Below are 11771 nucleotides of genomic sequence, written 5' to 3' on the forward strand. Positions count from 1 at the left end.
GTTGACACGGCACCGGCGTTGACACGGCACGGGCGGTGGCGGATCGTGCGGCGATGACGTTGCCGATCACCGATCCGACCCCCGCCGAGCAGCGGGTCCGCGAGGCGTTCCCGTACGGCCGTGAGGTCGACTTCACCGTGCGCGGCACCGGTGAGGAAGAGGGTGAATCGCCCGTCGTACGCGCCGAGTTCCTCCGCACGCTCGTGGTTAGCGGGACCGCCGCCGACGGGGCGGTGGCCAAGCTGCACGTGCGCGGGGCGCGGATCAGCGGGGCGCTGGACCTGGGGCATGCCACCGTTGAAGCACCGGTCGAGCTGCGGGACTGCACGTTCGACGAGCAGCCGAACCTGTACGGTGCCCGCCTCCGCCAGCTCGACCTCGGCGGCTCGCGGATGCCCGGACTGCTCGCCGCCCAGAGCCAGGTCGACGGCGTGCTGCGGATGACGGGCTGTCGGCTCACCGCGCCCGTCTCGCTCAGCGGCGCGCAGCTCGCCGGTTCCCTCTTCCTCGACCGGGTCCGCACGTCCGGCCAGATCCGGCTGGACGGTGCCGACATCACCGACGCACTCGTGCTGAACGGAGCGGAGCTGTGCTGCGACGGCACTCCCGGTCACGAGGGGGTCGCCCTGCAAGCCGTCAACACCCGCATGGGCGGCGGCGTCGCGTGCGTCGGTCTCTCCGCGCACGGCACCGTGCTGTTCACCGGCGCCCGCGTCGAAGGCTCGCTCAATCTCGAACGTTCCGCCTTCATCGCGCCCGACGGCCGGGCCGCCCTGGTGGCCACCGTCGTCACGGTCGGTCTCGACCTGCTCTGCAACGAGGTGCGGGCCGAGGGGGAGGTCCGGTTCACGCGGTGCCGTGTCGGCGGCCGTGTCAACCTCGAAGGCGCCCGGCTCGACAACCCGGGAGGGGCCGCGCTCCGGCTCGGGGGTGCCGCCGTCGGGGCCGAGGTGTCCGCCGCCGGGCTCCGGACCCGTGGCCAGGTCAAGCTGCGGGGCGCCCAGCTCTCCGGCGCCCTTGTGCTGACCGGGGCCCGCCTCTCGCACCCCGGCGGCGCGGCGCTGCTGGCCAGCGGGGCCTCCGGCGCCGAGCTGTGGCTCGACGGCCTCGACATCGCCGACGGCCATCTCTCCCTGCGCGGCGCCACGTTCACCACCGTCCACGCGGCCCCCGAGGACTGGCCGGACCGCGTCTGGCTCGACGGGCTCACCTATCAGGCCCTCTCGCCGCACCTCCCGCCCGCGCGGCGCCTCGCGCTCCTTGGCCGCGACGGTGACGGATACGTCCCGTACGCGTACGAGCAACTCGCCGCCGCCTACCGGCGCGCCGGGGACGAGCCCGCCGCACGGACCGTCCAGCTCGCCAAGCACCGGCACTACCGCACCACGCGCCCCTGGTACGAACGTCTCTGGGGCTATGTGCAGGACGGCGCCGTCGGCTACGGCTACCGGCCCCTCCGCGCGGCCGGATGCCTGCTCGTACTGCTCCTGATCGGCTCCGCGGTCTTCGCCCAGCACCCGCCCCGCCCCGTCAAACCGGAGGAGGCGCCCGGCTTCGACGCGGCGTTCTACACCCTGGACCTGCTGCTGGTCGTCGGATTCGGCCAGGAGAGCGCGTTCCGCCCGGAGGGCGGGTACCAGCGGCTGGCGTATCTGCTGATCGCCCTCGGCTGGATCCTGGCGACGACGGTTCTCACAGGCGTCAGTCGCGTCCTCAGCCGTCAGTAGCTCTCGCCGCTACCTCGGCACCGGGCCGTGGACGGTGCCCTTCGAGCACCACGAAGTAGCAGGGCTCGTCCAGGGACCGTACGCCGCAGGGGTGGAGCAGGCGGGTGGCCGCGTCGCGCGTCGTCGCCACGACCCGTGCGCGGGTCGGGTGCGGATCGCCGTGCGACCGGGACCAGGCCAGGGCCCCGGCGCGGACGCGGTCCAGGACCGGGGGCGTCAGGTGTGCTTCGGTCACGGCATGCGCTCCTCCGCGCCGCCAAGCCCTCGGCTACGCGCCCAGCAGGTCCAGCGCCTCCGCGCCGTCCGTGGCGAAGTGGACCAGCTTGGTGAGGGGCAGAGGGAGGAAGTTCTCCGCTTCCATGCGTTCCATCTGCTGCTGGAGGCCGTCGTAGAAGCCCGCCGTGTTGAGTATGGCGACCGGCTTGGTGTGCATGCCGTGCTTGCGGAGTTCGAGGATTTCCGTGGCCTCGTCGAGCGTTCCCGTGCCGCCGACCATGACGACGACGGCGTCGGCGCGCGAGAGCAGGAGGGCCTTGCGTGCGGCGAGATCGGGGGTGACGATCATCTCGTCGGCGTTCGGGCGGGCCACGTCCCGCAGGAACTCGACGGAGATGCCGATCAGCTTGCCGCCCGCGTCCTGGACGCCGTCCGCGACGACCTTCATCAGGCCGGAGTCCGAGCCGCCCCACACCAGGCTGTGGCCGCGCTTGCCGATCAGCTCGGCGAAATCCCGGGCCGCGTCGGTGTAGACGGCGTCCAGGTCGGCGGCCGAGCAGAAGACGCAGATGTTCATCGGGGTACGGGCGGCAGCGGGGGAGGATTCGGAGGCCATGGCCGACAGCCTAGGCGGCAACCGGCGCCGTGGACACATGGTCGTATGCGGGGACAACTCGCTCGCGCAGCGGCTCACCAAGGAGCTGGCCAGTGTGTACGGGCAGCGGGTGACCGTCGTGCTGCCCTCGCTGCGTGGCGGAGATCACGGACCGCAGATCGCCGAGCTGGTCGGGAACCGGCGGTTCCGGGTGGACGCCGTCGAGGCGCGGGTGCCCGACGACGAGGCGCTGATCAGGGCCGGGGTGCGGCGCGCCAGCGCGCTCGCGCTCACCTCCGGCGACGATCAGCTCAATACGCACATCGCGCTGCGCGCCCGCCGTCTCAACCCCGAAGTCCGGCTCGTCATCCGGATGTTCAACCGGACCCTCGGCGGCTATCTGGAGAGCCTCCTCGACCGTGCCGCGCAGGTGGCCAGCCCTCATCTGGACGACGCGGCGCTGGAGGCGTCCACCACGGTGCTCTCCGACTCCGACACGGCCGCGCCCTCGCTCGTCGCCGCGGCCGTCGTCGGCAGCGAGAAGGTCGTCTACGCGGACGGGCTGCTCCTGCGCGCCAAGGAGCGGACGCTGGGCACGGCCTCGCGCCGTGACCCGCTCTGCACGCTCGCGCTGATGCCCGGCTCCGACGACCCGGACGAGGGCGACGCCGACACCGACGCGGAGGACGGGGAGCGGCGCGGCAGGAGGACCGGCGGGCCGGTCCTGCTGCCCGACGACGCCTCGCTGGAGGGGCTGCCTCCGCAGCGCGGCGCCGTGGTGCTGGAGGCGATCACCCGAAGTCAGGGGCCTCCGCCGCCGAGCCCACCGCGACTGCCGAGACTGCTGGCCTTCAAGGAGCTGTTCTCGCGCAAGCTGCGCTATTCGCTGTTCGCGCTGACCGCCGTCGTGATCGCGCTCGCCGCCTTCAACTGGTGGATCAGCGGCGACTCCCCGGCGCACGCCGCGTACGTCACGCTGCTGGACGTCTTCGGGATCAACGACCCCAAGACCGACGAGCCCGCGGACGAGCAGCTGCTGCAACTCCTCGCGGGGTTCGCCGGAATGCTGCTGCTGCCGCTGTTCCTGGCGATCGTGCTGGAGAGTTACGGGGCGTTCCGGCAGGCCACGGCGCTGCCCGACCCGCCCCGCGGGCTGTCGGGGCACATCGTGCTGCTCGGCCTGGGCAAGGTGGGCTCGCGGGTGCTGGAGGAGCTGCTGGAGCACGGGATCCCCGTGGTCTGCGTCGAACGGGACACCGAGGCGCGCGGCGTCGCCCTCGCCCGCGAGAAGCGGGTGCCGACGCTGATCGCCGACGTCACCGAGAGCGGCGTGCTGGAGTACGCCCGTATCCGGCGGGCCCGCGCCCTGCTCGCGCTCACCAGCAGCGACGGCACCAATCTGGAGGCGTCGCTCTACGCCCGCCAGCTCAAGCCGGAGATACGCGTGGTGATGCGGCTGTTCGACGACGAGTTCGCCACCACCGTCTACCGCACGCTGCGTGACACGTATCCGGCGGCGCAGACCCGCAGCCGCTCGGTCTCCGCGCTCGCGGCGCCCGCCTTCGCCGGGGCCATGATGGGGCGCCGGGTGCTCGGCGCGATCCCGGTCGGGCGGCGCGTGCTCGTCTTCGCGACGGTCGACGTGGCGGGCAACGCGCTGCTGGAGGGCCGCACCGTGGCCGAGGCGTTCCGCGCGGGCGCCTGGCGGGTGCTCTCCCGCACGGGGGAGGACACGGGCGGCACCGGCGGCACGGGCGACACGGCCGACGGAGAGACGGACAGCCGCCCCGCCGGCCACGACGGCGACAGGGCGCTCGCCGCCGGGGATCAGGTGATCGTCGCGGCCACCCGCAGGGGGCTCGGCGAGCTGCTCGCCGAGTCCCCTGACGGGCTGAGCGGGATTACCGTCCCGCGTCCAGCGTGAAGTGGAAGATGCCCCAGGTCAGGCGGCGCTCGTTCCCGCCGTCGACCCAGTGGGTCAGCCCCTTCTTCATCTGGGCGAGGTAGTCCGAGCTGACCTTCGCCGCGAGGCCGTCGGCCTCCTGGCGCTCGGTCTCCTGGAGCACGCGCCCGTAGTGGTTGACGAGCTGCTCGCGCAGGTCCTCGAACCCGCCCTTGCCCGTCTCCTCGACGGCTGAGAAGCCCAGGCGGCGCAGCTCGCGCGTGTAGAAGCCGGGGGAGCCCATGTCGTCCAGGTGGATGCGGTCCAGGATGGGCTGGAGCGCGCTGACGGGGGTGCCGTCGGAGGCCATCGGGTCGGTGAAGATGAGCTGGCCGCCCGGCTTGAGCACCCGGCTGATCTCCTCCAGCACGCGGATGCGGTCGCCGCTGTGCAGGAACGCGTCCTGCGACCAGACGACATCGACGCTGGAGTCGGGGAACGGGATGTCCTCGAACGAGCCGTCCACGACCTCGATGCGGTCGGTGAGTCCGCGTGCCGCGTTGAGTTCCTTGTGCCGCTGGTTCTCGACCTCGCTGAGGTTGAGCGCGAGGGCGCGGCAGCCGTAAGTCTCCACGAGATAGCGGGCCGAGCCGCCGAAGCCGGAGCCGAGGTCCAGGACGACCGACTCGGACGTCAGTCCGAGCCGCGACCCCATCCGTTCGACCGTGCGCCGGCTGGCGTCGGCGATGGGTTCCTCGGCGTTTTCGTAGAGGCCGATGTGGATGTCTTCGCCGCCCCATACAGAGGAGTAAAAGGCGTCGGCGTCGGGGGAGTTGTAATAGCTACGGGCCGTGCTGACCGCGCCCGAATAGCCACCCTCTTCCCCCTCGTCTATTCGGTACTCCTTCTCCGCTACATGGACGAAGAAGTCCGGCTGCTCGTCCCTGTACGTGTGCTGGAAGTCCCCGTACGTATCGATCTTCTGGAAGCCCACGTCCGACATGAGCCGCCGCGTGTATTCCTTGCGCAGCGGGAACATGTTGAGGTGGTAGACGGACTCGTCCGGGAAGTTGTACCGCATGCGGCACAGGCCCTCGTCCACGTACTCGGGCTCCACCGCGACATCGTCGCCGCAGTAGTAGAACGTGTGCTTCGAGGAGAATCCACGGTCCAGCATCGCGTCGTAGTTGCGCTGATCCAGGATGAGAATTCCGTCGTGCTTCAGCATCGCGTAGAACTCGGCGAGCGCCTTGCGCCTGTCGCGTTCCGAGAAGAGATGCGTGAAGGAATTCCCGAGACAGACGATGGCGTCGTACTCTCCGTGAACGTCCCGATTGAGCCAGCGCCAGTCCGCCTGGACGACCCTGAGGATATGGTCGCCGTTCTTCATTCCGTTTTCGAAGGCCATGGCGAGCATGTCGGCACTGCCGTCCGCGCTCACGGTCTCGAAACCGGCCTCCAGGAGTCGCACCGAGTGAAACCCGGTCCCCGTAGCGACATCGAGGACGCTCCTTACCCCCCGCTTTCTCAGCAGATCGATGAAGAAATTGCCCTCGCTCTCTGCTCGCTTTTCCCAGTCGATGAGGGAGTCCCACTTCTCGACGAAGCTGGGGACATACTCCTCTGTGTAGTGGCCGGTTTCCCGGACCTCAACGGGGTTGTCTCCGAATTCCTGAGCCGGTCGCGCGGAAATGACGAAACCTCCTGTGGAAGAGACGGTGGCCTACGGCGCGGCCGCCGAGGACGCAACAGGCTTCGAGTCTCGGAACCGCGCGCGGTCTCCGACGCATAGCTATCCACACGGCGGGGATCTATGCCACCAACTACGTCCTCACCTCGTTAGATTGATGTAAAAACCAGCTCCGACCAGCGCCTTTCCGCCCCCAGATTTCTGGGGGCTCGGTTGCCACGAAACCGGGACAGTTGGGTACGCTGCGATGTCAGTACGACAAGTCCGTACGTCTCGTACACCACGCATCGAACATGGCGAGAACACATGGCTAAGCGCACCCCGTCCTCGGAGGTCCCGGCGCCCACCGCGGGCCGCAGCCGCGACATCGGCATAGACCTCGGCACCGCCAACACCCTTGTCTACGCCCGTGGCCACGGCGTCGTCCTCGACGAGCCGTCCGTCGTGGCGATCGACTCCCGCAGCGGGAAGGTCCTCGCGGTCGGCGCCGAGGCCAGGGACGCGGTGGGGCGCACGCCCGGTTCGATCACCGCGACCCGGCCGCTGAAGGGCGGCGTGATCACCGACTTCGAGGCCACCGAGGGCATGCTCCGGCACTTCATCCGCGCCGCGCGCGGCGGCAAGGGGCCCGGCCGCGGGCGGGCCCCTCGGGTCGTGGTGTGCGTGCCGAGCGGGGTCACCGGCGTCGAGCGGCGGGCCGTGCTCCAGACCGCGGCGCGGGCCGGGGCGCGCTCGGTGCGGCTGATCGAGGAGCCGATGGCGGCGGCGATCGGCGCGGGCCTGCCGGTGCACGAGGCGCGCGGCTCGATGGTCGTCGACATCGGCGGCGGCAGCACCGAGATCGCCATCATCTCGCTGGGCGGCATGGTCGCCACGCGCTCGGCGCGCGTCGCGGGCGACGCGCTGGACGCGGCCATCGCGGCGTACGTGGAGCGGGAGTTCGCGATCGCCGTGGGCGAGCGGACCGCCGAGGAGATCAAGATGTCGCTCGGCGGCGACGAGCCGGTGCGGGTGCGCGGGCGCGACAAGCACACGGGCATGCCGAAGGTCGTCGAGCTGACGGAGGAGGAGATCCTGGAGGCCGTCGAGAAGCCGCTCCAGGCGATCGTCGACGCCGTGCGCGGCGCCTTCGACGACTGCCCGCCCGAGCTGTACGGGGACGTGATGGAGCGCGGCATCGTGCTGACGGGCGGCGGCGCACTGCTGCACGGGCTCGACGAGCGGCTGGTGAAGGAGACCGGGATGCCGGTCGTCGTCGCCGACGAGCCGCTGGGCTGCGTGGCGCTGGGCACGGGCCGGTGCCTGGAGGAGTACGACAAGCTGGACGCGATCTTCGCCGCGTGACCATGGGCAACCCTGTGCTCTGCGGTGACGCCGGGGCGCAGGGGTCACTCCCGTATGCGCGACCATAGGCGTATGGCTACACATGTGATCACCGGTGCCGGATCCGGCATCGGGGCCGGGGTCGCCCGGCGGCTGCTGGAGCGCGGCGACACCCTCTACCTCGTCGCCCGGGACGCGGCCCGCGCGAAGGAGCTCGCGGCGGAGTTCGAGGGCGCGCACACCCTCGTCGGCGACCTGGCGGAGCCCGGCCGGCTCTCCTGGGCGTTCGGGCACCAGACGATGCCCGAGCGCGTCGACTCGCTGCTGCACGTCGCGGGGGTGGTCGAACTGGGCGGAATCGGCGAGTTCACGCCCCAGCACTGGAACGCGACGCTCGCCGCGAACCTCGTCGCGCCCGCCGAGCTGACCCGGCTGCTGCTGCCTCAGCTGCGCCAGGCGGGCGGCCACGTCGTCTTCGTGAACTCGGGCGCCGGACTCCGCGCCAACCCGCAGTGGGGCGCGTACGCGGCCAGCAAGCACGGTCTGAAGGCCCTCGCCGACGCGCTGCGCGGGGAGGAGGCCGAGCACGGGGTGCGGGTCACCTCCGTCTACCCGGGGCGCACCGCGACGCCGATGCAGGAGAAGATCCACCGCCAGGAGGGCAGGGAGTACGACGCCGGGCAGTGGATCCCGCCGGAGGCCGTCGTCACCACGATCCTCACCGCGCTCGACCTGCCGCGCGGCGCCGAGGTCACGGACCTGTCCGTACGTCCGGGCGGGCGGGGCGCGTGAGCGGTAAGGAACTCACGTTCCCCTGGGGGCCCGCCGCCGCGTCCGGCGTGGGCTCGATGCCGGGCACGGACGTGCGCGAGGCCGTGAAGACGGTGACCGGCTCGCTGGAGGGCCCGCCGCATCTGCCGTACGTGCCGGAGCTGCCTGCGCGCGGCCCCGGCGCGGACATGCTGGGCCGTACCGCGGGGATGCTGGCCGAGATGTACGTCCATCTGGAGCCCAGCGGATGGCGGATCAGCGACCGCCCCGGCCGGGACACCCGGCGGGCGCGGACGTGGCTGGGCGAGGACCTGGACACGGTCGAGGAGTTCACCCAGGGCTACGAGGGCCCGCTGAAGGTCTCCGCGGTCGGCCCGTGGACGCTCGCCGCCGGGATGGAGCGGCGCAACGGCGAGGCGATGCTGGGCGACCCCGGCGCCGTCCGCGACCTGTCCGCCTCGCTCGCGGAGGGGCTGGGCGCGCACCTCGCGGACGTACGGCGCCGGGTGCCCGGGGCCACGCTCGTCCTCCAGCTCGACGAGCCCTCGCTCACCGGAGTGCTCCAGGGCAGCGTCCGTACGGCCAGCGGCTACCGGACGTACCCCGCCGTGGACCGCGCCGTCGTCGAGGGCACGCTGCGGGGGCTCGTGGAGGCGCACGAGGGCCCTGTGGTGGTGCACTCGTGCGCGCCGGGCGTGCCGGTGGCGCTGCTGCGGCGCGCGGGCGTCGCGGGGATCTCCCTCGACGCCGGTCTGCTCACCGAACGTGACGACGAGATGATCGGTGAGGCCGTCGAGGGCGGTGTCGCGCTCTTCGCGGGTGTCGTACCGGGGGCCGTGGACGACGAGGGGGCATTGTCAGACCCGGCCGGTAGCGTCGGGGGTGTCAGGTCGTTGTGGCGCAGACTCGGGCTGGCCGCGGGGCTGCTCGCGCAGTCCGTGGTCGTCACCCCGTCGTGCGGTCTCGCGGGCGCCTCGCCCGCGTACGCACGCCGGGTGCTCACCCACTGCGCCCAGGCTGCGAAATCGCTCGCTGACAACCCTGAGTAACGGGAGGACTTGAACTGTGGCTGGCGAACAGGACGTGACAGACGTGACGGTTCCCGCCGAGGCGCGGGAGAAGCACGCGCGGCTCGCGGAGCAGATCGAGGAGCACCGCTTCCGGTACTACGTCAAGGACGCGCCCGTCGTCAGCGACGCCGAGTTCGACCGGCTGCTGCGCGAGTTGGAGGGCGTCGAGGAGGAGCATCCGGCGCTGCGGACGCCCGACTCGCCCACCCAGAAGGTCGCGGGGCAGTACGAGACGGAGTTCACCGAGGTCGCGCACCGCGAGCGCATGCTCTCGCTGGACAACGCGTTCGACGACGAGGAGCTCGGCGAGTGGGCCGACCGCGTGGCCCGCGAGCTGGAGGGCGTGGCGTACCACTTCCTGTGCGAGCTCAAGATCGACGGCCTCGCGGTCAACCTCACGTACGAGCACGGCAGGCTGACCCGCGCCGCCACCCGCGGCGACGGGCGTACGGGCGAGGACATCACGCCCAACGTGCGCACGATCGGGGACATCCCCGAGCGGCTCGACGGCGAGCGTGTCCCGGACCTGGTGGAGGTCAGGGGCGAGGTCTTCTTCCCCATGGAGCGCTTCGAGGAGCTGAACGCGGGCCTGGTGGCGGAGGGCAAGGCCCCGTTCGCCAACCCGCGGAACGCGGCGGCGGGTTCGCTGCGCCAGAAGGACCCGCGCGTCACCGCGACCCGCCCGCTGCACATGGTGGTGCACGGCATCGGCGCCCTGGAGGGCTTCGACGCGAAGGACTCCGGCGCGAAGGACTCCGACGGGAAGTCCACCGACGGGAAGGGTTTCGACCGCCTCTCGCACGCCTATGACCTGCTGCGCGGGTGGGGCCTGCCCACCTCGACGCACAACAAGGTGGTGGACGGCCTGCAGGGCGTCCGCGACTTCATCGCGTACTACGGCGAGCACCGCCACTCCGTCGAGCACGAGATCGACGGCGTGGTCGTGAAGCTGGACGAGATCCCGCTCCAGGGCCGCCTGGGCTCGACCTCGCGCGCCCCGCGCTGGGCCATCGCGTGGAAGTACGCGCCGGAGGAGGTCAACACCAAGCTGGTCGACATCCGCGTCGGCGTGGGCCGCACCGGCCGCGTCACGCCGTACGCGGTGGTGGAGCCCGTCACGGTGGCGGGCTCCGAGGTCGAGTTCGCCACGCTGCACAACCAGGAGGTCGTCAAGTCCAAAGGCGTCTTCATCGGCGACACGGTCGTGCTGCGCAAGGCGGGCGACGTGATCCCGGAGATCCTCGGCCCGGTGGCGGACCTGCGGGACGGCAGCGAGCGCGAGTTCGTGATGCCGTCCGAGTGCCCGGAGTGCGGCTCGAAGCTCCAGCCGATGAAAGAGGGGGACATCGACCTGCGGTGTCCCAACGCGCGCTCGTGCCCGGCGCAGTTGCGCGAGCGGCTGTTCTATCTGGCGGGCCGCAAGTGCCTGGACATCGAGCACTTCGGCTACGTGGTCGCCAGTGCGCTCACCCAGCCCGTGGAGCCCGCCGAGCCGCCGCTGCGGGACGAGGGCGGCGTCTTCGACCTGACGGTGGACGACCTGCTGCCCATCGTGGCGTACGTCGTGGACCAGGACAGCGGTCTGCCCAAGCGGGATCCGGAGACGGGCGAGGAGAAGACGGTCACCCTCTTCGCCAACAAGGAGGGCGAGCCGAAGAAGAACACGCTGGCCGTGCTGGAGAAGATCCAGGAGGCCAAGAGCCGCCCGCTGGCCCGGATCATCACCGGGCTCTCCATCCGCCATGTGGGCCCGGTCGCGGCCGAGGCGCTGGCCCGCGAGTTCCGCTCGCTGGACCGGATCGCGGCGGCCGACGAGGAGGAGCTGGCGGCGACCGAGGGCGTGGGGCCGACGATCGCGGCGTCCCTGAAGGCGTGGTTCGCCGAGGACTGGCACCGGGAGATCGTCGAGCGCTGGCGGGCCGCCGGGGTCCGGATGGAGGAGGAGGGCTCGGCCGACGAGGGCCCGCGTCCGCTGGAGGGCGTCACCGTCGTGGTCACCGGCACCCTCGCGACGTACACGCGGGACGGCGCCAAGGCCGCGCTCCAGGAGCAGGGCGCCAAGGTGACCGGTTCCGTTTCGAAGAAGACCGGATTCGTGGTTGTGGGTGACAACCCCGGTTCGAAGTACGACAAGGCCGTCCAGCACAAGGTGCCGATTCTGGACGACGGAGGGCTTGCCGTCCTGCTGGCGGAGGGGCCGGATGCCGCCCGTGAGGCGGCGCTGCCCGTGGAGGAGTAGCGGGACCTGGTGGGAAGGGGCGAGTCCGGGACATTCCGCAACGCCCGTCTGCGGCTTCCGCTTTCGGACACGGACGCCGCCCCTTCACACCCGTCCCCCCGATTTCCGCGCTCCGGCGGGCGAAGGTTGCCTCCGACACCCGTACGGTGCGGGGGAGATGGACCCCTCCGGGAAGGACGCATTCAGGCAACCCCGGCCGATCGCTGCCCCTCTGCCCAGTCAGCGGCCTACTGTTGACATAAGCCTGTCGTGGCGTGG

At 71.4% G+C, this 11771-nt stretch carries 9 protein-coding genes; 6 read left to right on the top strand and 3 right to left on the bottom strand.

Annotated elements, in window-relative coordinates:
* The first annotated feature begins 53 nt into the window (after nt 1-53).
* Complete coding sequence (locus ACGF3A_RS07105; protein WP_393726580.1) at nt 54-1727, top strand: membrane-associated oxidoreductase; 1674 nt, start codon at nt 54-56, stop codon at nt 1725-1727.
* On the opposite strand, the gene ACGF3A_RS07110 is transcribed toward ACGF3A_RS07105, so the two are convergent.
* Together ACGF3A_RS07110 and ACGF3A_RS07115 are read right to left on the bottom strand one after the other, a co-directional pair.
* Nucleotides 1714-1962, bottom strand: a complete 249-nt coding sequence (locus ACGF3A_RS07110) for a hypothetical protein (RefSeq protein WP_393726582.1) — start codon at nt 1960-1962, stop codon at nt 1714-1716. The two genes, ACGF3A_RS07105 and ACGF3A_RS07110, sit on opposite strands and share 14 nt — an antisense overlap.
* A gap of 33 nt (nt 1963-1995) precedes the next feature.
* Nucleotides 1996-2520: a TIGR00730 family Rossman fold protein gene (locus ACGF3A_RS07115; protein ID WP_393727195.1), complete on the bottom strand. Its 525-nt coding sequence runs from the start codon at nt 2518-2520 to the stop codon at nt 1996-1998.
* A gap of 76 nt (nt 2521-2596) precedes the next feature.
* On the opposite strand from ACGF3A_RS07115, the gene ACGF3A_RS07120 reads away from it, so the two are divergent.
* Nucleotides 2597-4462 carry an NAD-binding protein gene (locus ACGF3A_RS07120; RefSeq protein WP_393727197.1) on the top strand — a complete coding sequence of 622 codons (1866 nt, stop codon included), beginning with the start codon at nt 2597-2599 and terminating at the stop codon, nt 4460-4462.
* On the opposite strand, the gene ACGF3A_RS07125 is transcribed toward ACGF3A_RS07120, so the two are convergent.
* Nucleotides 4440-5951, bottom strand: a complete 1512-nt coding sequence (locus tag ACGF3A_RS07125) for a methyltransferase domain-containing protein (RefSeq protein WP_393727199.1) — start codon at nt 5949-5951, stop codon at nt 4440-4442. The genes ACGF3A_RS07120 and ACGF3A_RS07125 overlap by 23 nt on opposite strands.
* Before the next feature lie 465 nt (nt 5952-6416).
* On the opposite strand from ACGF3A_RS07125, the gene ACGF3A_RS07130 reads away from it, so the two are divergent.
* The 4 genes from ACGF3A_RS07130 to ligA all read left to right on the top strand — a co-directional run bounded on the left by ACGF3A_RS07130 (nt 6417) and on the right by ligA (nt 11513).
* Entirely contained in the window at nt 6417-7454 is a 1038-nt protein-coding gene (locus ACGF3A_RS07130; protein ID WP_393726584.1) for a rod shape-determining protein, read from the top strand.
* Between the two features lie 72 nt (nt 7455-7526).
* On the top strand, nt 7527-8225 hold the full coding sequence (locus tag ACGF3A_RS07135; RefSeq protein ID WP_393726586.1) for an SDR family oxidoreductase: 699 nt from the start codon (nt 7527-7529) through the stop codon (nt 8223-8225).
* Nucleotides 8226-8281: 56 nt separating this feature from the next.
* A complete protein-coding gene (locus ACGF3A_RS07140) occupies nt 8282-9253 on the top strand; it encodes a methionine synthase (protein WP_393727201.1) in 972 nt (323 codons plus the stop codon).
* Nucleotides 9254-9269: 16 nt separating this feature from the next.
* Entirely contained in the window at nt 9270-11513 is a 2244-nt protein-coding gene (gene ligA, locus ACGF3A_RS07145; protein WP_393726588.1) for an NAD-dependent DNA ligase LigA, read from the top strand.
* Nucleotides 11514-11771 lie beyond the last annotated feature (258 nt).

The sequence above is a fragment of the Streptomyces sp. NPDC048172 genome (assembly GCF_043202595.1).
In the GTDB taxonomy this organism is placed as follows: domain Bacteria; phylum Actinomycetota; class Actinomycetes; order Streptomycetales; family Streptomycetaceae; genus Streptomyces.

What these genes read in the sequence shown, in the direction of transcription:
- ACGF3A_RS07105 (WP_393726580.1), top strand. Translation starts at nt 54, where the DNA reads ATGACGTTGCCGATCACCGATCCGACCCCCGCCGAGCAGCGGGTCCGC.
- ACGF3A_RS07135 (WP_393726586.1), top strand. Translation starts at nt 7,527, where the DNA reads ATGGCTACACATGTGATCACCGGTGCCGGATCCGGCATCGGGGCCGGG.
- ACGF3A_RS07130 (WP_393726584.1), top strand. Translation starts at nt 6,417, where the DNA reads ATGGCTAAGCGCACCCCGTCCTCGGAGGTCCCGGCGCCCACCGCGGGC.
- ACGF3A_RS07120 (WP_393727197.1), top strand. Translation starts at nt 2,597, where the DNA reads ATGGTCGTATGCGGGGACAACTCGCTCGCGCAGCGGCTCACCAAGGAG.
- ACGF3A_RS07140 (WP_393727201.1), top strand. Translation starts at nt 8,282, where the DNA reads ATGCCGGGCACGGACGTGCGCGAGGCCGTGAAGACGGTGACCGGCTCG.
- ACGF3A_RS07115 (WP_393727195.1), bottom strand. Translation starts at nt 2,520, where the DNA reads ATGAACATCTGCGTCTTCTGCTCGGCCGCCGACCTGGACGCCGTCTAC.